Source organism: Synergistaceae bacterium (assembly GCA_017444345.1).
In the GTDB taxonomy this organism is placed as follows: Bacteria; Synergistota; Synergistia; order Synergistales; family Aminobacteriaceae; genus JAFUXM01.
Map to the genome: position 1 here is coordinate 1 of JAFSWW010000086.1, position 22,417 is coordinate 22,417.

25 protein-coding genes and 1 pseudogene are annotated in these 22,417 nt (G+C 40.8%); 1 reads left to right on the plus strand and 25 read right to left on the minus strand.

Annotation, left to right across the window (positions count from 1 at the left end; genetic code table 11):
• Nucleotides 1–179: 179 nt before the first annotated feature.
• From fucO to IJS99_06160, 4 genes and pseudogenes are all read right to left on the minus strand, one after another.
• Nucleotides 180–1,329: pseudogene (fucO, locus tag IJS99_06145) on the minus strand (lactaldehyde reductase).
• A 46-nt stretch (nucleotides 1,330–1,375) separates the two neighbouring features.
• Complete coding sequence (gene rhaD, locus IJS99_06150) at nucleotides 1,376–2,191, minus strand: rhamnulose-1-phosphate aldolase (protein ID MBQ7561396.1); 816 nt, start codon at nucleotides 2,189–2,191, stop codon at nucleotides 1,376–1,378.
• Between the two features lie 22 nt (nucleotides 2,192–2,213).
• Nucleotides 2,214–3,323 carry a DegT/DnrJ/EryC1/StrS family aminotransferase gene (locus tag IJS99_06155; protein MBQ7561397.1) on the minus strand — a complete coding sequence of 370 codons (1,110 nt, stop codon included), beginning with the start codon at nucleotides 3,321–3,323 and terminating at the stop codon, nucleotides 2,214–2,216.
• Nucleotides 3,324–3,347: 24 nt separating this feature from the next.
• Nucleotides 3,348–4,343, minus strand: a complete 996-nt coding sequence (locus IJS99_06160; protein ID MBQ7561398.1) for a glycosyltransferase family 2 protein — start codon at nucleotides 4,341–4,343, stop codon at nucleotides 3,348–3,350.
• Between the two features lie 269 nt (nucleotides 4,344–4,612).
• Between IJS99_06160 and IJS99_06165 the strand changes: the two genes are divergently transcribed.
• Nucleotides 4,613–6,076, plus strand: a complete 1,464-nt coding sequence (locus tag IJS99_06165; GenBank protein ID MBQ7561399.1) for a sodium/proline symporter — start codon at nucleotides 4,613–4,615, stop codon at nucleotides 6,074–6,076.
• Between the two features lie 98 nt (nucleotides 6,077–6,174).
• Here the strand turns inward: IJS99_06165 and IJS99_06170 are convergent, their stop codons facing one another.
• The 21 genes from IJS99_06170 to IJS99_06270 all read right to left on the minus strand — a co-directional run bounded on the left by IJS99_06170 (nucleotide 6,175) and on the right by IJS99_06270 (nucleotide 22,338).
• On the minus strand, nucleotides 6,175–7,254 hold the full coding sequence (locus IJS99_06170) for a TRAP transporter substrate-binding protein (GenBank protein ID MBQ7561400.1): 1,080 nt from the start codon (nucleotides 7,252–7,254) through the stop codon (nucleotides 6,175–6,177).
• Between the two features lie 21 nt (nucleotides 7,255–7,275).
• Nucleotides 7,276–8,565: a TRAP transporter large permease gene (locus IJS99_06175; GenBank protein ID MBQ7561401.1), complete on the minus strand. Its 1,290-nt coding sequence runs from the start codon at nucleotides 8,563–8,565 to the stop codon at nucleotides 7,276–7,278.
• 3 nt (nucleotides 8,566–8,568) lie between these two features.
• Entirely contained in the window at nucleotides 8,569–9,141 is a 573-nt protein-coding gene (locus IJS99_06180) for a TRAP transporter small permease (GenBank protein MBQ7561402.1), read from the minus strand.
• 27 nt (nucleotides 9,142–9,168) lie between these two features.
• Complete coding sequence (locus IJS99_06185; GenBank protein MBQ7561403.1) at nucleotides 9,169–10,095, minus strand: hydroxymethylglutaryl-CoA lyase; 927 nt, start codon at nucleotides 10,093–10,095, stop codon at nucleotides 9,169–9,171.
• A 16-nt stretch (nucleotides 10,096–10,111) separates the two neighbouring features.
• Entirely contained in the window at nucleotides 10,112–10,960 is an 849-nt protein-coding gene (locus IJS99_06190; GenBank protein ID MBQ7561404.1) for a sugar phosphate isomerase/epimerase, read from the minus strand.
• A 67-nt stretch (nucleotides 10,961–11,027) separates the two neighbouring features.
• The gene (locus IJS99_06195; GenBank protein MBQ7561405.1) at nucleotides 11,028–11,909 is read right to left on the minus strand and encodes a shikimate dehydrogenase; all 882 of its coding nucleotides are present in this window, start codon (nucleotides 11,907–11,909) and stop codon (nucleotides 11,028–11,030) included.
• 101 nt (nucleotides 11,910–12,010) lie between these two features.
• Nucleotides 12,011–12,652 (minus strand): HAD family hydrolase, encoded by a 642-nt coding sequence (locus IJS99_06200; GenBank protein MBQ7561406.1) that lies wholly within the window; start codon nucleotides 12,650–12,652, stop codon nucleotides 12,011–12,013.
• The gene (locus IJS99_06205) at nucleotides 12,649–13,653 is read right to left on the minus strand and encodes a UbiA prenyltransferase family protein (GenBank protein MBQ7561407.1); all 1,005 of its coding nucleotides are present in this window, start codon (nucleotides 13,651–13,653) and stop codon (nucleotides 12,649–12,651) included. Before IJS99_06205 ends, IJS99_06200 begins: the two co-directional genes overlap by 4 nt.
• Nucleotides 13,654–13,695: 42 nt before the next feature.
• Nucleotides 13,696–14,802: a flagellar biosynthesis protein FlhB gene (gene flhB, locus IJS99_06210; protein ID MBQ7561408.1), complete on the minus strand. Its 1,107-nt coding sequence runs from the start codon at nucleotides 14,800–14,802 to the stop codon at nucleotides 13,696–13,698.
• Nucleotides 14,803–15,068: 266 nt separating this feature from the next.
• The gene (locus tag IJS99_06215; protein MBQ7561409.1) at nucleotides 15,069–15,863 is read right to left on the minus strand and encodes a flagellar biosynthetic protein FliR; all 795 of its coding nucleotides are present in this window, start codon (nucleotides 15,861–15,863) and stop codon (nucleotides 15,069–15,071) included.
• Complete coding sequence (locus IJS99_06220) at nucleotides 15,860–16,135, minus strand: flagellar biosynthetic protein FliQ (GenBank protein MBQ7561410.1); 276 nt, start codon at nucleotides 16,133–16,135, stop codon at nucleotides 15,860–15,862. Before IJS99_06220 ends, IJS99_06215 begins: the two co-directional genes overlap by 4 nt.
• A gap of 22 nt (nucleotides 16,136–16,157) precedes the next feature.
• Nucleotides 16,158–16,967, minus strand: coding sequence for a flagellar type III secretion system pore protein FliP (gene fliP / locus IJS99_06225; GenBank protein ID MBQ7561411.1), 810 nt, complete (start codon nucleotides 16,965–16,967; stop codon nucleotides 16,158–16,160).
• The gene (locus tag IJS99_06230) at nucleotides 16,936–17,139 is read right to left on the minus strand and encodes a hypothetical protein (GenBank protein MBQ7561412.1); all 204 of its coding nucleotides are present in this window, start codon (nucleotides 17,137–17,139) and stop codon (nucleotides 16,936–16,938) included. Before IJS99_06230 ends, fliP begins: the two co-directional genes overlap by 32 nt.
• An 89-nt stretch (nucleotides 17,140–17,228) precedes the next feature.
• Nucleotides 17,229–17,591 carry a response regulator gene (locus IJS99_06235; protein MBQ7561413.1) on the minus strand — a complete coding sequence of 121 codons (363 nt, stop codon included), beginning with the start codon at nucleotides 17,589–17,591 and terminating at the stop codon, nucleotides 17,229–17,231.
• Nucleotides 17,592–17,687: 96 nt separating this feature from the next.
• The gene (gene fliN, locus IJS99_06240; GenBank protein MBQ7561414.1) at nucleotides 17,688–18,740 is read right to left on the minus strand and encodes a flagellar motor switch protein FliN; all 1,053 of its coding nucleotides are present in this window, start codon (nucleotides 18,738–18,740) and stop codon (nucleotides 17,688–17,690) included.
• 16 nt (nucleotides 18,741–18,756) lie between these two features.
• Complete coding sequence (gene fliM / locus IJS99_06245; GenBank protein ID MBQ7561415.1) at nucleotides 18,757–19,770, minus strand: flagellar motor switch protein FliM; 1,014 nt, start codon at nucleotides 19,768–19,770, stop codon at nucleotides 18,757–18,759.
• A gap of 15 nt (nucleotides 19,771–19,785) precedes the next feature.
• A complete protein-coding gene (locus IJS99_06250) occupies nucleotides 19,786–20,244 on the minus strand; it encodes a flagellar basal body-associated FliL family protein (GenBank protein ID MBQ7561416.1) in 459 nt (152 codons plus the stop codon).
• 75 nt (nucleotides 20,245–20,319) lie between these two features.
• Nucleotides 20,320–20,562 (minus strand): type II toxin-antitoxin system HicB family antitoxin, encoded by a 243-nt coding sequence (locus IJS99_06255; GenBank protein ID MBQ7561417.1) that lies wholly within the window; start codon nucleotides 20,560–20,562, stop codon nucleotides 20,320–20,322.
• 19 nt (nucleotides 20,563–20,581) lie between these two features.
• Nucleotides 20,582–21,310 (minus strand): flagellar motor protein MotB, encoded by a 729-nt coding sequence (locus IJS99_06260; protein ID MBQ7561418.1) that lies wholly within the window; start codon nucleotides 21,308–21,310, stop codon nucleotides 20,582–20,584.
• Between the two features lie 3 nt (nucleotides 21,311–21,313).
• Entirely contained in the window at nucleotides 21,314–22,030 is a 717-nt protein-coding gene (locus tag IJS99_06265; protein MBQ7561419.1) for a motility protein A, read from the minus strand.
• 86 nt (nucleotides 22,031–22,116) lie between these two features.
• Nucleotides 22,117–22,338 (minus strand): flagellar FlbD family protein, encoded by a 222-nt coding sequence (locus IJS99_06270; protein ID MBQ7561420.1) that lies wholly within the window; start codon nucleotides 22,336–22,338, stop codon nucleotides 22,117–22,119.
• Nucleotides 22,339–22,417 lie beyond the last annotated feature (79 nt).

The window sequence follows — 22,417 nt, forward strand, 5'->3', positions numbered from 1 at the left end:
ATTACCGTTATATTTCCTGTCATTTCCTGAGATGAAGAGTAAACGCGTTAAAACTATATATCAAGTTCCGACCGGTATTATATTATACATAATGGCCGAGATAGTAGAGTAATAGCGTGTTTTTTCCGCCGCCGACGGGGTGGGCGGGTGGGAGGAGGCGGCGGAAATAAAATTTTTTGTTACATCATACTGCGATAAAGTGCTTTGATCTCTTCAACGTTTGTGTCTCTAGGATTGCCCGGGCAGCAGGCATCAGCAAACGCGCTGTCACTCAAGAATTGAATATCTGACTCCTTAAGAATGCCTTTGAGATCCGGAGCGATTCCTACATCTGCAGAAAGTTTTTTCACGGCTTTAATAGTTGCTTGTGCTGCCTCGTCGTCATTCATTGAGTCGATTCCGTCAACTCCCATTGCTTTGCCGATTGCCCTGTAACGCTTCCCTGCGGCCGGTGCATTATATTCGAGTCCATAGGGCAGAATTATTGCACATGCTACACCGTGCGGAGTGTCATATAACGCGCTTAACCCGTGAGCCATGCTGTGAACGATTCCGAGTCCCACGTTTGAGAATCCCATTCCCGCAATATATTGTCCGAGTGCCATTCCCTCGCGTCCTTCAGGTGTACCTTCTACTGCGCCGCGTAAACTATGAGATATTAATTTTATGGCCTCAAGATGGAACATATCACTAATTGCGCAATGTCCTTTTGTGATATAGCCTTCTATTGCGTGAGTAAGTGCGTCCATTCCTGTAGACGCTGTTAATCCCTTGGGCATTGAAGACATCATATCAGGGTCAACTACTGCGATTTCCGGAATGTCGTTCGTGTCGACACATACAAATTTGCGTTTTTTCTCTACGTCGGTGATTACATAATTAATCGTAACTTCTGCGGCTGTTCCTGCTGTAGTAGGCACTGCAATTGTGAATACTGCGTGAGTCTTAGTAGGTGCAACGCCTTCAAGAGATCTTACATCGGCAAATTCAGGATTATTAATAATTATTCCGATTGCCTTAGCTGTGTCCATTGATGAGCCCGCCCCCAATTGCTACGATTGAGTCAGCATTTGCCTTCTTGAAAGCTGCGACTCCGTTCTGAACGTTTTCGATCGTAGGATTGGGCTTAATATCGCTGTAGATTTCATAAGCAATTCCGGCCTTGTCAAGTAAATCAGTAACTTTTTTTGCGACTCCGAATTTGATTAAACTAGCGTCAGTGCACACAAAAACTTTCTTTTTTCCGCGCGCTTTGAGTTCAGGAGCGATATTTTCGATTGCACCCTTACCATGATAAGAAATAGTGTTTAATACAATACGATCTGCCATGTAAAAAACTTCTCCCCTTCTGTATAAATATATAATATTGCTGTGATTAAGATAAATAGCCGTCTCGTGGCTTTACGTTAAATTTTACTGCTAAATCCCGCAAATTTTCATCAGTTATATTATTGACTCTGGGTAAATGGGCAATCTTCAAATAAATTTCTGCTGCCTTCTCTGCTGTCTCTATTAAGCCAAATGAATCGTCTAAACTTTGACCCGCTGCATAAATTCCATGTTGAGCCCATATAATGAGTCGTGAAGTCTTGAATTTTTCCGCAGTAGCTTGGCCGATCTCATTAGTTCCACAGAGCATCCACGGGAGAATATTGACTCCATCGGGGAAGATTATAATTGACTCCGTGCACATTTGCCAAAGAGTCCGCGTAAATTCACGTTCATTTAGTGAATGTACATAAGTCATAGCGAGTAAATTAGTCGGGTGGCAGTGTAAAATCACTCGGTTATTAGGATTTATAGCGAGCCTTACAGAATGACTCATCATATGAGCAGGAAATTCGCTCGTAAATTTGCCCCCGTCAGTCAAGCCCCATAAAAGCCGCGCGACTTTGCCATTATCTACAATCTTGAATAATCCTAAATTTTCAGCGGGGTTATACTGAGTATTCTTGAAATATTTGCCCGTCCCAGTAACAAGAAAATATTTATTATTCAGAGTCGGAGCTTCAAAGCCGGTCGGAATCTCTCGAGTAAATTTGTTTACGTCGCAATAATCGCTAATTTCTGACTCAGTCAATAATAATGACAGATTGCCCGAATTTCTCTCGTCCCATCCGTGATTATACATGTTTGTAAGAGTCCGAGTTATCTCAATTATAAAATTTGCCGTCAAAATATCCTTCATGATTATACATGCTTTCTTATTAATATTAATATTTACAGATTAATATAATATCGCAGATTTTATCTACAATTTTCAAATCTAAGTCTGCATACATCGGAAGAGTTAAGACTCGGCGGCTTATGTGTAAGGCTGTCGGAGTCTGCATTACGTCAAATTGTCTGTGAAATGCCGTAAAAGTATTAGTCAACGGATAAAAATATTTTCTCGCAAATATATTATTATCAGCGAGTTTATCAAATACTTCTGCCCGGCTTGCACCGAACTGCTTTTCTTCAAAGATTACAGGGAAGTATGCATAATTAGGCTTTACGTGATTTTGAATCGCATTGAGTCTAATTCCTTCAACATTGCCCAGACGTTCAGAATAACGCTCAAAGACTCGTTTACGTTTAGAGATTTCGCCTTCCAAGTGCCGCAAATTGCAAAGTCCCATAGCCGCACAAAATTCGTTCATTTTAGCATTTGAACCTACTGCGCTTACTTCTTCAGGGCCGTGAATACCGAAATTTTTGAGCTCGTATAAAATATTTGCTAGACTCTTATCTTTGAAGCACACTGCTCCGCCCTCAATGCTGTTAAAAACTTTTGTTGCGTGGAAACTGAAACATGACGCGTCGCCAAAAGTCCCCGTGCTTTTGCCTTTATAGGTCTCCCCGAAAGTGTGAGCAGCGTCGTATATTACTTTGAGTTCGTATTTTTTCGCGAGTCTGTCAATTTCTTCAACGTTGCAAATATTTCCGTAGACATGGACGGGCATAATTGCGCAGGTTTTATCAGTTATGAGGCGTTCAATTTTTTCAGTGTCGATCGTGAAGTCATTGCTATTTATATCGCAGAATACAGGGGTGAGTCCATTTCTTATAATTGCATGAGTAGTTGACGCAAAAGTAAATGGAGTAGTTATGACTTCTCCCTGAAGATTCATAGCCTGTAGAGTTAATTCAAGTGCCATGTGTCCATTTGTGAGGAGTTCTACATTTTCGACACCGAGAAATTTTTGCAGCTCGCATTGAAATTGTTTGTGTTTATCGCCCATATTTGTCAGCCAGTGTGAGTCAAATATAGATTTTAACTCGTTCATGTATTCGTCAAGTTCGGGAATTGATGAGCGTGTAACTAAAATTTGTTCTGACATGATGAGACTCCTATAATTATAAATTTATTTTTTGCCGATTATAACTCTAAAAATTTTTTTAGCAACTCTGTAGGCAGCATAAAACGGAAAAGCAGCGTAAATAAAGCATGGAATATTTTTCAGATGATAGCAAGGATTGAGATGTGCCTCATTTATGATTGAACGATGAGACTTAACGCGGGCTCTTAATTCCCAATACAGTACAAACAAGTATTTATAATAATGCTTTTTCCCGAAATAATGTTCAAGCATTCTATAAATTTCACTTCGCCAGAGTATATGATCTGCTTCGAGTTCAAATTTAGGCAATCTTGCCATGCGTGCGCTATATGAATCCCCCTCGTCTCTAATAAATCTATATGTTGTAAATATTTGGCTGAAATAGTGAACTCTTCCTAAATGAACCAGAATCGCAATAAGCTGCTGATCACCTACATTCCCCCTCAGAGACACATAAAAATTTATTTCGTCAGATGTCATAAACCGCCAAAAATTTCTATGAACACATGTTGCTAATTGATGTCTGACTCCCATTATATAATTTCTGGGATAATCCCCTTCATTATACATTATGTGCTTTATTTCTTCGTTTAATCTATTTATCGTTTTCCAATTGCTATAAACGCCTATGCAGTCAGGGTTATTTTCGAGATAATCGACTTGAATCTGCAATTTATTCTCGTCAATCCAATAATCATCGCATTCACAATAAGCTATATATTTGCCGGTGAAATATTGAATCATGTTCTGAAAAAATGTTTTGCCGTGAAGTATGCAGTTACTTTCTTCAATAATTGCCGTGATATTTGGATTCTCTGACGCATAACGCCGTATTATTTCAGCACTTGAGTCCGGTGAAGCATCATCATGAATCAGAATATTTACAGGAAAATTTGTTTTCTGCATTAAGACGCTTTTAATGGCCTGATCGATATATTTTTCATGATTGTAGCAGAGCATATAAACTGTTACTGAAGGCGGGCGTTTATCTCGTTCTATAATTTCAGGAAGCGTAATCATTAATTAATTGCCTCCTGAATCTTAATTAGCAGGAATCGCGAAATATTTAGAGAACTTACCGGAAATTTAAGGCAATAGAGTCGCAAGCAAGCAAGCAAGCAAGCAAGGCCCGTGAAATTCTTATCACTTGTCAATATCCTTTCTTGATAAATATAATTTTACGTAATTATACAATAAAACAGTGTTTATATCTAAAAACTTGCAAGCCCTTTTTTTGTATGATATATTGCAATGAATTTTTCATTATGAGACAAGGAGTTTTGCATTATATGAATTTACAAGAAGTCAGCGTGTTTATAATTTATTTGTTATTCATGCTAGCGGTCGGAGTTTATTTCTTTTTCCGCGATAAAAACCAGTCAGAAAAAGGCTATTTCTTAGGAGATCGGAAAATGGGCGCGTGGGTTGCTGCGTTATCTGCCGGAGCTTCTGACATGAGCGCATGGGTGTTAATGGGTCTTCCCACGTCAATTTACGCAATGGGACTCGGCCAAGTTTGGATTTCAGTGGGACTCGCTATAGGATATTCTTTAAGCTGGATCTACGAGGCTCCGAGACTGCGGGCTTTCTCGATTGCTGCGAATGATTCTATTACAGTCCCTCAATATTTGACTAATAGATTTTTATCAAAGTCTCGTGCATTGCAATTAATTTCGGCTGTAGTCTTTCTTGTTGCATATACGATTTATGCTGCGTCGAGTATTAAAGCCTGCGGGACATTATTTAACACAGTAACAGGGCTTGACACGACAATTGCGATGTATTTAGCGGCTGTTATAGTAATAAGCTACACATTTTTAGGCGGCTTCAGTGCTGTATCATGGACGGACTTTTTTCAGGGAATGTTAGTATTAGCGGCAATGTTAATAGTTCCCATTGTAGCAGCCACTATGTTAGAGTCAGGGGCAGCAAATAAAATCGCTGTAGAGACTCCAAATTACTGGAATATTTTTTCAAGCTGGCAGGATATAGCCTCCGGACTCGGCTGGGGACTTGGATATTTCGGAATGCCGCATATTATAATTAGATTCATGTCAATTAAATCACAGCATGAGTTAAGGAAATCGGCAAAAATCGGAATTTCATGGACGTTAATAATATTAATTTTCGCCGGTTTAGTCGGAGTAATAGGCAGAATGTTTATAGGCTTTGACGAGACAGTAAATAATAACTCGCTTGTATTTGTCGTAATGACTCGTAGAATTTTCCATGCTGTAGTGTCAGGAGTATTGCTTTCTGCTGTTCTTGCTGCGGCGATGAGTACTGCTGACAGTCAATTATTAGCGGCTGCGAGTGCTTTTGCGTCAGATGTATATCGACCTGTAATTCGTAAGGACAAAGCGGGAAGTCGTGAAATGCTCTGGGCTGGCCGTATAGTAGTATTATTAATTGCGGTTGCAGCTTTATTTATAGCCTCGAATCCAAATGCGGGCTCAATAATGGCTCTTGTATCAAATGCATGGGGAGTTTTCGGAGCAGCTTTCGGGCCTGCAATAATGCTTAGTTTATTCTGGAGAAGATTTACATTTTCAGGTGCGGCAGTCGGAGTCTTTGTCGGTGCAGTAGTAGATATTTGCTGGTTTAATTACATGTCTCACACTGGAGTTTATGAGATTATACCGGGATTTTTCGCGGGATTGATCGCGGCCGTGATAGTGTCATTAATTTCTCCTGCGCCTTCAAAGGAAGTAACAGAATTATTTGATAAGGCCGTTGCTATGACGAACGAATAAAAATTTTTATAGAATTCTCGCATAATAAAACCGGGTTTGTGATTTCCACTTGCCCGGCTTTATTTTATTTATTTAATCGCAAATGAATGAATTAATCTCTAATCTTCCGGCTTTTCTGCTGGAGTCTCGGTTTGAGTCGGCTCACTAACAGGGGCGGGATTATTTTTTGCTGCTACTTCTTCGAGACTTTTTTCTAGTACACTTCCGAGTCCGTTCGTAGCGTTGTCGATTCTCCGATAAAGATCTCTAACTCCCTGCAAAGCAAGTACATCGCTGAAAAATGAATTAGGATACTCTATTATAGTCATGCCGCCTGCTTTGAGTTTCTCTTTATTGACTTTGTCGATCTGCTCGAGTCTCGGGCGCATTTCCTGTAACGCGTCTGCAACTGCCTTATTTAATACTGCTTTATGCTCGGGCTTGAGTGCCTGATAAATTTTATCGTTTATGCAAATTTGATTACAGTATAAAATATGATTCGTGCAGGCTAAATATTTCTGTACTTCCTCGAAATGTGCCGACGCGCAAGTATCAGCCGCATTTTCTTGAGCCTGAATAGTTCCATTTTGAAGCGAGATATATACTTCAGCCCATGCAAGGGGAGTCGGTTCTGCTCCGATTGCCGTCCAGAAAGTCATATGATTCGCGTTCTCCATTGTACGAATCTGAAGTCCCCTAAAATCTGTAAGAGTCTGCAAATCCCTATTTGAAGTCGTGAGTCTGTACGTTGCATTTTGCATGAATCCTAATAAATGCAAACCGGCTTTCTCGTATGCTTTAGAAATTTGCTTGTGAAATTCAGAGTCCCCGTTCAAAACTTTATCAATCGTATCGCCGTCATATCTAGCGAATACCATAGGCAAATCAAACACGGCCATTTCGGGAATAAATGACACTATAGGAGCCGTCTGACACACTGTGATTGCGATATAACCCTTTTGAGCCTGACGCAGTAAATCAGCATCTCCTCCGAGCTCGCCGTTTGGGAAGTAGTCAATTACTAAGCCGGAATTTGCTGCTTTTACTTTGTCGCGAATTAATTCAGCAAAAACGTTACCAGCCGCGCCCTTCGCCGTAGTATCTGAAGTAATCAGCCATGTCTCATCAAATTCTGACGCAGCAAAGGCACAAGAACTCATTATAAATATTAATGCTGTCAGGGCAATAAATTTTTTCATGATATTATCTCCCTTCTTAAATTAACCTACAAGCCACGTGCTTATTTCAGGAACGTAGACAATAAGCGCGAGTGCCAGCAAGAAAGCAATTATAAACGGGACAGCTTTTTTCGCAACACTCATAGGCTGATCCTGTGAAATATTGCCGGCTACGAATAAATCAAGCCCGAACGGAGGTGTAGCAAGCCCGATCGATAAGCAGCAGACAAGGACGACTCCAAAATGCACGTCATTAACGCCGAGTGCCTTTACTGCCGGGAGCAAAACGGGAGCAAGTATAATAATTGCCGGGCCTGTGTCCATAATCATACCGAGAATCAAGAATATAATCGTGCAGATTGTCAAGACAGAGAATGAGCTATGGAAGTTAGTAATAATGAATTCCTGAACTGCCGCCGTTGCATGTGTGAGTGATAATACACGCCCGAATGCCGTAGCAAATGCGAGTACAAATGCAAGTCCCCCGTATGTCTTTACTGAACTAATCAAGAAAGCAGGTAACGCACTGAATTTAATAGTACGTTCAATAAATAAGCACACGATTATAGCATAAAAGACTGATACGACGGCCGCTTCTGTAGGAGTAAAGAATCCCGAATATATACCGCCTAAAATTATAATCGGACACATTAAGGCCCAGAAAGAATCTTTAAACAATGCCCAGAAACCTTTTGAGCTTATTTCATTGAGTCTGTCTCTGATTTTTGCCTTGTCTTCACCCTTAGTAGCGCAGTAGAAAATAGCATAAATCATCAGGAACACGCCGATCAAGATACCCGGAATAACTCCGCCTAAAAATAATTTTCCGGTTGATACGTCAGTTGCGAGTGAATAAAGCACAAAGGGAATTGACGGGGGAATAATGACTCCGAGACCTCCTGCGACTGCTATTAAACCTGCCGCCCATGTCTTGTCATAGCCTAAATCTACCATGAAGGGGACGCACATAGCTCCGACTGCTGCCGTTGTTGCCGGGCCTGATCCTGAAATAGCGCCGTAAAATAAACACGTCAATACAACTGCGCAAGGGACTCCGCCTGTGATTCTGCCGACAAAATACGAGAAAAAGTTAAATAATTTCTTGGATATTCCGCCTTCAGCCATTATGACTCCGCCTAAGATAAATAACGGGACTGCTAAAATCGGAGTCGAGTTCGCACCGCTCAAAGTATTATCAATTATTTGCGGAATTACACCGCCGCGAGCCATTAACAAAATCGGAGCTACTGAACCTAAAATCATACTGACTCCGATCGGAATCGATAAAATTATTGCTACAAGAAATATTACAAAGACTAATAATGCTGCCATTGTTTATTTGCCCCCCTCTGCTCTGAGTCCTGCTTCTGCCTCTGCTTTTGCGTCAAGTTGTGTCTGCTCAAGAGTAGTAAGCTCCTTCTCATTGAAATTCTTTAAGTGAATAAAGAACATCTGAATCGCCCTCAATGTCGCAATAATGAACCCGAACAGCGCGACCGCATAAAGCCACCACATGGGCCATCCCATTGCGGGGGAAGTCTCGGCCTTTGCACCTTCTAACATTGTACCGGCTGCCCAGTTTAAACACTCTATTGAATGATAAGCAAGAAGTGCCATACATAAAGCGACAATTACATCAACGCATAAATTTATAATTTTACGGAGAGTCTGAGGCAGTAAATCAATAATTACATTGACTCTAAGCATATTTCCTTTACGAATCGTGTAAGCAAGCGAGATAAATACGCTCATAATCCACATAAAACGCGAAAACTCTTCAGCCCAAGTTAATGACGGTATAAATGGAATCTTACGCACAACAACTTGTAACATCATGACGCACGAAATTAAAATCAAGAAAATGACCATTAATGTTTCTTCGAAATGTTCATCGAGCCACTTAATCAATTTTATAACCTCCTTCATAAAATTTTATTATTCAGACTGAGACGCAATTAAATCTTTTGAACGCCCGGCCCGTAATACATAACTTTCTAGTCCATGCCCTAATAATTCACTGACTTTGCGGGATAATGCCATGACTTTCAAGACATCAACGCCCGTATAAATTCCCATCTCGTCGAGCATGTTAATTACATCTTCAGTCGGAACATTCCCAGCCGCACCGGGAACAAACGGACAACCGCCGAGTCCTCCGAATGAAGAGTCAAATCTCGTCATTCCTGCCTGCATTGCTGCGAGAATATTTGCGATTGCTGCTCCCCGTGTATTATGGAAATGCAGCCACCATGAAGCCTCGCTATATTTTTTCCGTACATGCTCGCATAAATTATAAACTTGATTCGGGACTGCTTGGCCTGACGCGTCAGATAAAGAAATCTCGTTAATTCCCACTTTCAAATATGCCTCGATAATTGCGTCAACGTCTTCAATGGGAGTTCGTCCTTCCCACGGTGAGGCAAACGGCATAGAGATAGACCCGGAGATTTCTATATTATTTTCTTGAGCAGCCTTCACACAATCTGCAAAACCTGCGACGCTCTCTTCAGGTGTACGATTTAAATTTTTCAAGTTATGCATACGACTCGCGGACACGTTTAATTTAACTTTTTTGCAGCCGCATTCTACAGCACGTTGAACGCCCCTGACATTCGGAATCAATGCCCTGAGCTCTACACCGGGGGGAATTTCTCCGACTCGTTTAAATAATTCGTCAGTGTCAGCCATTTGAGGGACTTTCTTAGGGTGCATGAATGAGCCGACTTCAATAACAGGGAATCCAGCATCAATAAAGCCGCGCAAGATTTCTAATTTCTGATCAGTTGATAAAATAACTTTCTCATTCTGCAGGCCGTCCCTGAGTCCTACTTCGCAAATACTAATTTTTTCGGGTAAGTTCATTTTTTGAGCCTTCTAATTAATTAATCCCGTTTTCAGCAAAATATTTCTTTGCCACGTCAAGACACTGTTTAGCATGTCCGGCAACTCCGCGAGCTTTGATTTCCTTCAGGTTCGGCAATTCGATTGAAAGCGGAATCTCTGGCATTGCTTTTATCATGTCAGCAATTTTTACGTCGCCCTCACCGGGATAAAATCTTGCTTCACGAGCTGTATAGAGCATTAAATCATCCTTGATATTATCAAGCACGGGATCATTACATTCTGCGCCTTCAGGAGCCGGGCCGTCGCAAAGGTGAATGAAATTAAAATATTTTCTCGGAGTCCTAGCAAGTTCCGCACCTGTTACGCCTGCTCGTCCTGCGTGAAGAGTGTCTACCATGACGAAAACATTATCACGCCCTAAATCGTCAATTAACGTAATATCTTCCTGTAAATTTCTAACGCCTGCCCATGGTAAGAACTCAATATTGAATTTAAGCCCGAACTCTTTGGCCATATCTGCAACTTTTCCGGCCGTCTTAGTGTACCAATCTCTATCACGAGTCCAAACGCTGCCGAGTACATCAGTTGCGCCGAGTTTTGCAGCTGCCTCAAATGCGGGTTTGTATTCGTCAATGTCTAAATCTTTGCGGATTCTTGCGAGCTCGATATCCATTAGGGGCATGTCATATTCTTTTAGTGCTGACTTGATAGCGTCAAAGAGATCCGGGTCCTTCTGCGGTAAAAATTCGGGTTCGCCGGGTAAATGCATGGGAATAGTTCTCAAGCTCACAAAATCGTAGCCTGCTTCTTTTGCGATCTTAATTTGATCCATGGGATTAGTGCCGGGGATGGTCAAATATGCTAGTGAAAATTTACGTGCCATTATAAAAATTTTCTCCCTTCAGTAAAATATCAGCCGCCCTGAATTAGCGACGGCATTACACACTTAATTATTTACCTGCTGCCTTCTCTGCTAAAATCGTCATTAAAGTCTCGCGCATTACATCCAACGGAACAGCCTTCCCGCCCGTCCATAATTGAATCTGACGCAAGCCCTGATAAAGCGACATTCCAAGACCGTTAATAGTTTTGCAGCCTACTTCTTCGGCCTCTTTCAAGAAACGTGTTACAGCGGGATTATATGTAGCGTCAAAACAAATGTGTGAAGGCTTTAAATATTTCTTGTCAACACATGTATATTCTTCTTTGCCCTTCATGCCGAGTCCGGATAAATTTAATATTATGTCAGTCTCGTCAAGTGCTTTAGCGATTCCTGCCTCGTCAGCTGCTCTAACAGGAACACAAACGCCGGGATAAAATTTATTAATTTCTTCGCTGAGTGACTCGCATTTTTCCGAACGTGAAGAGATATAAATTTTCTTTGCGCCTTCTTCTGCGAGTTCAAGACACACAGAACGCCCAGTACCGCCCGCACCGAATGAGAACATGACTTTATCCTTAATTTGGCAGTTATGTTCCTTAATGTCTCGTAATGCTCCGTAGCCGTCAGTGTTATAGCCGACAAGTTTTCCTGATTCAGTTTTCACGACTGTATTCGAGCTGCCTATTTTCTTACAAAGCGGGTCAAAATCGTCAAGATACTGCATAACGGCCTCTTTATTCGGCTTAGTAACTGCACAGCCTAAGAAAGTGGGCATATAACGAATCCCGTCAATAATTTCTTTAAGGTGGGTGCTGTCTGCCTCGCAATAACAATAGACCATATTGAAGCCTGCCGCCTGATATGCTGAGTTCTGCATACGTGCTGCAAATGACTGGCTTAACGGCGTACCAATGAGTGCTATTAATCTGCTGTTAATATCGATCTGCATTTATTAACGCTCCTGACATATTAAATTTTTTTGAATATTTATGATTCGATATGTTTATTTTATGCGCGAAAAGTTTTATACGCAATGAATAATTTTACGGGTTATTTTCGTGCAGTATTACAAATGAAAGTTTTATAATCTAAATTTTTTACGTCAATGTAATTAATGCCTGCTGATTTAGCACAAAGCCCGTCCCTGTCATAACGATCTCCGATATATAAGACTTGATTTTCAGGGAGTCCCAGCAAGTTAATAATATTTCTTAATCCTGAAGAGTCCGGCTTCATACATTTAATAATTTCGTCGCAGCTCCAGAATGAATAATCAGGAGTGAAATTTATCGCGCTTATTTTTTCTTTTACTGGATTATCTGAGTAAATAATTATCTTGATTCCTGATTCTTGACAAGATTTTAAACTCGCAAGCAAACGTCTACGCCTGAAAAGTTTTATTATTCTAAGCGGCCTCATTATCATCCATAAATTTATTATAGACTCGGCTTTATCAGGATTTAAATTATATAATCTTGAAGCTCTATCTATTTGCGAGTGATAAAAATTTTCTGTATTTGCTCCAAAGTGTTTTTCTTGAAGTCTACGGAATTCCCGCAAAAAAAATAATTCTTTGATTCTTAACGGGAATATAACATAATATATAATCAGCCATAGAGCCATTAAGATTCTCACTGGAAATTGATAATATAGAGTTCCGTCAAAATCTGAAATTATTGCGCGATATTTCATTGTAACAAGACTAATTCACGGCTCGTAAATATATTTAATACAGGAATATTTACCAGCATTAACACTATAAATAAAGCAATCAAAGCCCCGCAGTAAAGCATGAGACCTTTTTCATGATACAATTTTTCAGGTTTCTGAACAGCTGAATCTTTCTCAAACGATAACAGGAAATAATAACAAAATAGTCCAGTCAAAACAGGCATAAATAATATTAACTCTATTCTATATTTTACAAGAAATATTCCCGTGAAAAACACTGAGCACATCGCATAAAAAAATGAGCTGACTAATAAAGAATTGCTTGTATAATGCCTGAATGATTTTCTATAAAGGCCGGCTAATTTAGGATCATCAATCATTCTATATTCTGCAAAACGCTTAATAGCCATTAAGAAAGCTCCACCGAACCAGTAACCGAGAATTAGACTCACGGGCGGCAATGTATAAGCAGAAATTATGAACCAGCCCGCAATTAGTCTTATAGCATTATTTATTGATTCTGACAGGACATCGAGATAAACGACATCTTTTGTTCGTAAAGGCTTGACATTATAAATTATTCCCATTATCCAGAGCCATATTAAACTAAATAAAAAATTTTTATTCAAGATTGACCCGATAATAAAACCTGCTATGCTTAAGACTGCCCATAAGAGCCAGACAATTTTAGCATTTATTACACCTGATACTAAGCTGCGATATTTTTTGACGGGATGATATTTATCAAATTCTGCGTCAAGATATTCATTTATTGCGTAATTGGCCGAAGCTATGAGAGAAACTGCTATAAATCCATAAATTAATCTAGTCGTGCATTCAGAATCAAATTTTATTTTATTAATAAGTATTGCTGCTACTGAACCGGGAACTATAAAAAATTGCTTCACCCAATGATCAAGCCGGAGAATCTTTATATATTTAAAGCATATTGTTCTTTGCTGTTCTTTGCTGTTCTTTGCTGTTCTTTGCTGTTCTTTGCTGTTCTGATCAGTCAGTATCATTCAGTTCGCCCTCTTGCTTATAAAATTTATCTCATTATATCATTATGAAGCTCTTAATTTATACACCATTGCTAGAATTTCAGCTACTCCCCTGTAAAGATCTTCGGGGATTTCTTCGCCGATTTCTACATTTTGATATAGTGCCCATGCGAGCGGCTTATTTTCTATAACGGGAATTAAATTTGACTCGGCAATTTCTCGGATTCGTTTTGCTAAATAGTCCCCTCCTTTTGCTAAAACTTGAGGCGCGCCCATTAATTTACGGTCATAAACTAGAGCTACTGCAATATGAGTCGGGTTAGTGATTACAACATCAGCTTTAGGAACATCGGCCATCATTCTTTGTTTTGCCATTTCGCGCTGCTTCTGCCTGATTTTCTGCTTAACTTGAGGGTCGCCCTCCATTTGCTTGTATTCGTCTTTAATTTCTTTCTTGCTCATTCTGATGGATTTCTCGAAGTCCCATTTTTGATAGAAATAATCAGCAAAGGCCATTACTAGCAACATTAAAGCAAGCCTCATAGCAAGTCCCCATAACATGTCCCAGAAAACAAGGCTCCCGAATAATAAAGGCATCTGCATAGCTTTTGAAGAAGTAGGCAAATAATTTCTTACTGCGCTATAAATCATCACGGCAAATATACTAGCTTTTAATAAACCTTTCAGCAATTCGACAACTGAACGCAGAGAAATAATTTTTTTCATGCCTGTGAACGGATTCAATCTATCAAATTTAGGCCCGAACGGCTCACCGGTCATAGCAAAACCGACTTGAGCAATTACAGTACACGTCGAGAATAATACAACGAGTCCGCCCAGTGGCAGCCATGACGCAAAATAATCGATCATAGCTTCCCATGATATGAGATACAGCCAGCCGTCCTGCAATAATGCCTTGTCGCCCATGAATCTAACAGAAAAAGTAATTAATCCCGTAAGAGTCCGCCAAATCAAAGCCCCTAACATAGTCATGCCAAGTAAAGCCGTGATTATTCCTACAGCTGCATTTAAATCTTTACTCATACAGACCCGCCCCTCTTCTCGGACTTTCTCGCGCTTTCTCGGTGTAGCTTCTTCTGTGCGTTCTTCAGCGAAAAATTGAAGATTAAATTTTTTTGTGTAAATATTTTCGTGTTTATCCCCGTTCATAATTGAGTCGCCCGTGTAGTGTTTATTACTATATTCGTGAGAGTCGCCGCAAATATTCTCGTATTCATGTAAAAAATTTTGTTCAACTTCCCCGCCCGTAAAAGAGTAGCCGCAAATTTTCTCGTGTTTATTCCCTCCCGTGCAGCAATTATTATTATCACGAAAATTTTTACTCGTATACATGAAAGAATCGCCGCAAACTTTCTCGCATTCACTTCCGCCCGTTATTCTCCCGCAAACTCTCTCACTTAACCGCGAATAATTTTTTACACAACCGGCCGCCATAGTCTTATAACACTTAAAGAAAACTCTATCCATTTTTCTAACTGGGTGTAAATTAAATCTATAGTCAAAGGCAATACAGCAGCAAGCACCATAAATCCCAGCATGACTTTAACGGGCAATCCTACGACAAAAATATTCATTTGCGGAACTGTACGAGCTAGAAAGCCAAGCCCTACATCAGAGACTAATAACGAACAATAAAACGGGAGGACTATTCGCAGACTCAATATAAACATTTCTTGAAGCCATGAACCGAACGACAAATCACCTGAAGGAAATAACGAAATTTGACCGGGGGGAACTAATTTTAAAGTCTCGATTAACGCCTGAATCATCAATAAATGACCGTTCCAGCGAAAATAAAACCATAAGGCCGCTAAAAAATTTAATTGACTCAAAATCGAAACTTGACTCATTGATGAAGGATCCATTACTTGAGCCATTGAGAAGCCCATTAGAGTCCCCGTCTGTTCTCCGGCAACCTGCAAAGCATATAACGGCAATGCTGAAATAAAGCCCAGCGCAACACCGATTAATAATTCACGAATAAATACAGCTCCGATAAATATAACGCTGTCAAAATAAATTAACGGGATCGACTCGTCTTTTATGACTCCGACTGAACACACAGTAAGCATTACAGCAAATAAATATCTGAAAGGGGTCGGAGCCATTGCCGTCGTGAATATCGGCGAACTGAACACAAGCCCCACGAATCTCAAGTGAAGCAGCAAATATACAGCTAATAACTGCGCAGGAAGTTCAAGACCTCTCACTGTATGAATCTTTCAAGCTGCCCTAGAATTTCACGAGTCATCACTAGCATTCTTTGACTGATAAAGGGCGACAATAACACTATACACAAGAATACTGCTAAAATTTTAGGAATAAATATTAAAGTCTGTTCTTGTATTGATGTAGCTGTCTGCAAAATTCCTATTAGTAATCCCACTATCATAGCAGTCAACAAAATCGGCAGAGTTACGGCCATCATTGTCCATATTGCACCGCTCAGAATATCAAACAAGCTCAAATTTGTAACAGGCAATTTCTTAACACTCCTTTATTATTTACGGCACATTTGTAAAACTCTTCAAGACGCTCATAACTACGAGATTCCAGCCGTCAGCCATCACGAATAATAATATTTTAAACGGTAAAGAAATCATCATAGGCGGCAGCATCATCATGCCCATAGCTAATAAAACACTTGAGACTACCATATCAACGACTAAGAAGGGAATATAAATCACGACTCCCATTTGAAAGGCTGTCTTAAGCTCGCTCAACATAAACGCAGGAATTAATACACGGGTCGGGACTTGAGATTGATTCGCGGGGCGGGGAGTCTCTGACATTGAGACAATCAAAGATAATTCTTCCTGCCTTGTATATCTAAACATGAAATCACGCACGGGAGTTATTGCGCGTTCCCATGCCTGCGAAGAATTTATATTCCCCGACATGTAAGGCGATATTGCATTCTGATATACATTATTCCAAGTCGGATACATTGTAAACATAGTGAGAAATAATGCCATTCCCGCAATGACTTGCTGAGGGGGCGACTGTTGAAGACCTATAGCGCGCTGCACAAATCCTAAGACGATTATAATTCGCGTGAAACTCGTTACCATTAATAAAATCGCAGGCACGAGGCTTAACACGGTCATTAACGCTAAAACTTGCAAAGTTAAAGCGACATCACGGGGCGAATCTGCCGGAGTTATCCCGAAATTTATAGTCGGTAAGGGAATATTAGGCGGCATTTGTTGTAATCTCGCCGGAGCAGTTGCAGCTAAAGCACTTCCCGATAAAGCAAGAATAATAAATAATGCGAGGAAAATTTTACTGCTCACTAGATTTAAGCCAGTCTTCATATTTCCACCTGCCTAATAAACAAGCTCCGCCGGATCCTGTTGTGAAAGCTATTACATCGGGGCCGCAATGGACAACTAAAAATATATCCCTGCCAGTCAGACGCAGGGACGAGATTATCTCAACAGCTGATGAAATTTTTGCGTTTTGATTGTGCTTCCTGTAATACTTCACCAGCAGAAACGCGGCCGCTGACATAATTATTAATGCACTTACAGCACGGATTATATATGCCGTTAAATTTACGTCTTGAGCTAAAATTTTTAAGACAACACCTTTGTAATGGCCTCGATAACTCTTTCAGGCTGGAAGGGCTTTACGATAAAATCATTTGCTCCGGCCTGTATTGCTTCGATTACCATTGGCTGCTGTCCCATTGCTGAGACCATTACGATTTTTACGCTGGGATCTAATGCCTTGATTGCTTTTACTGCGTCGATTCCGTTCATTTCAGGCATTGTAATATCCATTGTGATAATATCGGGCTTATATTTCTGGAAAGCCGCGACTCCTGCTTTGCCGTTCTCAGCCTCTGCAACGACCTCAAAATCGTTCTTTGTGAGTATATCTTTTAACATCATGCGCATAAAAGCTGCATCATCGACTATTAAAACTTTTTTGCCCATTCTAATAAAACTCTCCTTTGCAATATAACATTTATATTTATTTAATTAACCGGAAAATTTTTCACTTGCATTATAACACGAAAAATTTAAAATTTTTTATGACGCTGCCCTTGAAGCTCCGCCGGGTATAATATCCGTTATTCTTACGCCGAAATTTTCGTCAATTACAACGACTTCGCCATGTGCTATTAATTTGCCGTTCACGAGAATATCTACAGGTTCTCCGGCCATTTTGTCGAGTTCGACTACAGCCCCGGCAGTTAATGCAAGAATTTCCGAGACACTTTTGCGAGCCTTGCCAAGTTCGACAGTTACACGCACGGGAATATCAGCAATTAAATCTATAGGACTCGGAGTCCCGCCACCTCCGCCTCCTCCTAAAGGCTGAAATGCTGCAGGTCTAACATCAACAGCAGGGCCCGCGTTCTGTCTTCCTCCCATTGATCCCCCACCTCCCATAGGATTATTTGCTGTTTGCTGCGGTTCAGGATTTTTTTTGCCGCTCATTACTTCCGCAATGTCTAAAGCCGTATCTAATGGCAGACACGTCCATATATTAAACGGTGTCAGGCCGTCAATCACTACATTAACGGGACTCGCCCAGATTTTAGCGTCTGCTGGTTCAAGAGAAAACGCCCGCCATTCTGCCTCACCTAGTGCCGAGCTTGTATTTTCCGGCATTAAACGACGACCGCCAAGCAAACCGCTTAAACTCGTAAATGCAGAGCCTACGACTTGACTCAAACCTTCCTGTGCTGCGTTCCAGTATAAATCGCTAGGATCAGGCAATTGCGAGCCATTCCCGCCCATCATTAAATCTGCGAGTGTTAAAGCTCCCTTTTGATCTACAACTAGGGCTAAAGGTTTATCATCAAAGCCCCCGAAAGTATTCGAGAATAAAAACGGGATTTCAGAAAATTTTTTAGCAAAATCAATCTGTGTTAAGACTTCTGCTTTACCGACATTTGTTGTAACATTTTTGCCCGCGAGCATGTTTATAACGCTGTTCTCTGAATTCGCAAAAACATCGGCAACTTTTGCTAACTGCTCTGAATTCTCGCTTGAGAGTTCTTCTACATCGCCTAAATCTCCGCCTCCTCCTGAAAGAAGCGCGTTTATTTCGTCAGGACTCAATAAATCATCGGGCATTAATTAATCTCTCCTTTCAATTAGAACTAGTTTCTGCAGGAAGTTCCGGCATTTCCTGAGTCAAAACTTTTGTCAATTCTACGGCCATATGTCCCCTCATAGTTCCGGGCTTGGCCTTGAATCTTATCTGATTGCCGACTCTAACGTCTATATCAGAATCTTTCAGCTCGTCAAGTCTTATGACATCTCCGGGCTGAAGAGCGTAGACATCACTTAATGACAAAACAGTGTGCCCGAGTTCCATAGCCATCGGCATACGAATTTGACGCACGGAATTATTAAGCCAAATTTTCATCTCGTCGTCGGCCTTATGACTCGTTGATGCGTACCACTGCTGTGATGATAATCTGTCCATTATCGGCTCAATCAAGAAATAGGGGAAGCAAAGACTCACCATTCCTTCAACGTCAGCAACTTTTAATTTCATGATTACGACTAAGACCATATCACTGGGCGAACAAATTTGCACAAAAAACGGGTTGCTTTCCATGCTTTCAAATCTGAATCGAACGTCAACAACTGTGCTCCAGCTGTCTTCGAGTAATTCAAGAATTCGCATGATTACACGTTCTATAACAGTTTTCTCTATGTCAGTGAGTTCTCGGATATTTCCGGAAAAAGTCCCCCGCCCGCCCAGCATTCTATCTATAATAGTGAATACTAAAGCCGGGTTAATCTCAATTAACATACTGCCTTCAAACGGGTGCATTTCGATCATGCCTATAACTGTAGGCTGTACCATGTAATTTACAAATTCTTCATATGCAAGCTGTTCAACTGAAGCAATCTCGGCATTTACCAGCGAACGAATCAAAGTAGATAATACCGTTGTCATTTGCCGTGCAAAAGATTCATGAATCATTTGTATAGCTCGTAATTGATCCTTGCTGAATTTGTCCGGCCGCTTGAAGTCATAAACTTTTAATTTTGCGTATTCTTCGGCCTTGCTTGCTATCTCGCTGATATCTGCACCGCTAGAAATATTATTTAACAGTGCATCAATAGCTTCTTGTGATAATACATCCGGCATTCATTCACCCCCGTTTTACTGCAAAACTATGCTCTCAAATAATACATTCACAATAGGAGCTTCCCCGCCGACATCAGGCAGCATTCTATTTAGTGAACGCTTAATATCGCCTGCAAATTGTAACGTGCCTTCTGCGCTTGTCAAATCGTCATAGACTCTATCTTTGATTAACATAAAAATTTCGTTGCGGATTCTGCTGAGCCAGCCGGGACTCTGAATCATTGCGCTCGCTCCGTCCTTCTCGACAAGTTCAAGAGAAAGCCCGAAACTTATTACATGACGGCCAGCCCCTGCAAGATTGCTAGTAAATTCTCCGATTGAGACTATTGGCCCGGGATTCTGAATTACTTTTCCTTGTCCGATCCCGTTGTTGTCGTCCTTAGGTGCCATTGTACGCCCTAAAAGCAAGCCCCCGCCGAAACCTGCTCCGAACATTACGAGACCGACTACTAAAAATATTATTATGCGCTTCATTTATGTTAATTAATCCTCCCTAAAATATTTGCTCAATTCCTGCTTCTTTACAAATAACATTAGCTATTTTTACGCTTAACTGGCATTTGCGATTGCTATATTTTCAAGCGGAATCGATATAGACTCAACAACTACATTAGACGGAGTCGGAATCTTTTTCCCTTCGTCAGCATAAGATAAAGCCACTTCACGAGCTGCATCAATGAGCATTTCTCGGCATTCGTCAATAGTTTTGCCGTCTGTTATTATATTAGTCCACTCTAAAAGCTGACCCATATAGCAGTCATCTAATTTTGTGTAACACGCTGTAAAGTTCATTTATAAATTTTCTCCTTCCTTAACGTTTTGGATATTGAGATAAGAATACTAATTCAACACGGCGATTTAATGCTCTATGCTGGGGGCTGTCATTCGGGACTATGGGCTGAGTCGAACTGTAGCCGACAGCCTGTAATTTCAACGGATCAAAGCCGCCGAATTTTTCGAGATAACTTGCAACTACAGCAGCACGCATTGCAGAGAGTCCCCAGTTATCGCGGTAAATCCCCCCGTTGAGAATTCCCGAATCCGTATGACCTTCAACAGCTACAGCAGGGACTCTGTCTCGTGTTAATTCAGAAATTTTATATAATGCACGCTGGCCCTCTGGTCTTAACTCTGCACGGCCGGGAGTAAATAAAAATTGATCGCTGATTGAGACTGATACACCGCGCTGATTAATCGAGACTTGAATCTCACGTGTTAAATTTTCGCTGCGTAAATAAGAATTCAGCGTATATGCTACATGCCTTGTGTCAAGTTCTACTCTTTCACTTGCGCCGGGGCTGACTCCCTGTTCGCCGCTTTTATTAGGATCTGTGGACTCTTCAGTTGTAACTCCGCCCTTGAGGACTCCGAGCGAACCTCTTAATGATAATAAGGCCTTCTGAAATTTTTGCGAATCCACTGACGACATAGCAAATAACAATATAAAGAAGCATAATATCAGCGTTACCATGTCGCCGTAAGTTCCCATATAAAAGGGTGCAGATAATCCGGGCTCTTCGGGTTTCTTTTGACGAGCCATTTATTAGCCCTCCTCCTGATTGAAGGCTTCTCTCATTGCAGGCGGCAGATAAACTTTTAATTTTTCCTCGACTATACGGGGATTTTCACCGGCCTGAATCGCTAAAATTCCTTCTACCATAAGTTCCATAGATTTTACTTCTTCGGCACTTCTCGCAGCTAGTTTCTTACTCACAGGAGATCCGAACATGTTAGCCATCATTGATCCGTACATTGTAGTAATTAATGCGACTGCCATGCCGGGACCGAGCGCGCTGACATCCTGCAAATTTCCTAACATTGCTATGAGTCCTATTAACGTCCCTATCATTCCGAAAGACGGCGCAAATTCTGTCAAGTTGTCAAAGACTGCTTTGTTTGCCGAGTGCCTGTCTTCAAAATTTCCGATTTCTGTATCAAGAATAGCTCTCACTAATTCCGGGTCTGTTCCGTCGACTACTAACTGCATGGCTTTCTTCATAAAATCGCTCTCGACTTCCGCAATATCGGCTTCAAGTGCTAATAAACCTTCACGGCGCGCTTTCTCCGCAAAACTTACTATCATTTGCACCATGCCGACTAAATCCCGCTGCTGAGTAAAGAATACATTTTTTAAGCACCCTGTTATAGCCTTGAGTCTCGGCCCCGGATTTGAAATTATTGTAGCTCCTATTGCTCCGCCGATTGTGATCATCAATGAAGGAACATCAAAATATGCGCCGATATTTCCGCCCGAAGCCATTGATGCAATAACTAATATCCATGTTGCGAGAAATCCTATCAGACTTGTTAAATCCAAAACGTGTTCACCTCTGTATTAATTTCGCGTTATTCCTTTGATTCGTCAGCAGTATTTGCGATTATACATGTATAACCGGCTGCTTTCCTGAACGCTAAAATTTTCTTGTATACGTCCTTTACTTTTTCGCGCACGATATATCTATGCCCGTTTAATAGACGCAATACAGTATCAGGCGTTACGTCTATGGTCTCTATCATGTCGGAATTCAACAAAAACGCTTCCCCGTTCAGACGATGTACTTCAATCATTAATTAACGCCAGCCCCTTCACTTGAATTTATTATATTTATCACGTATAAATACATTATTAAGTCTCCCGATATATAAG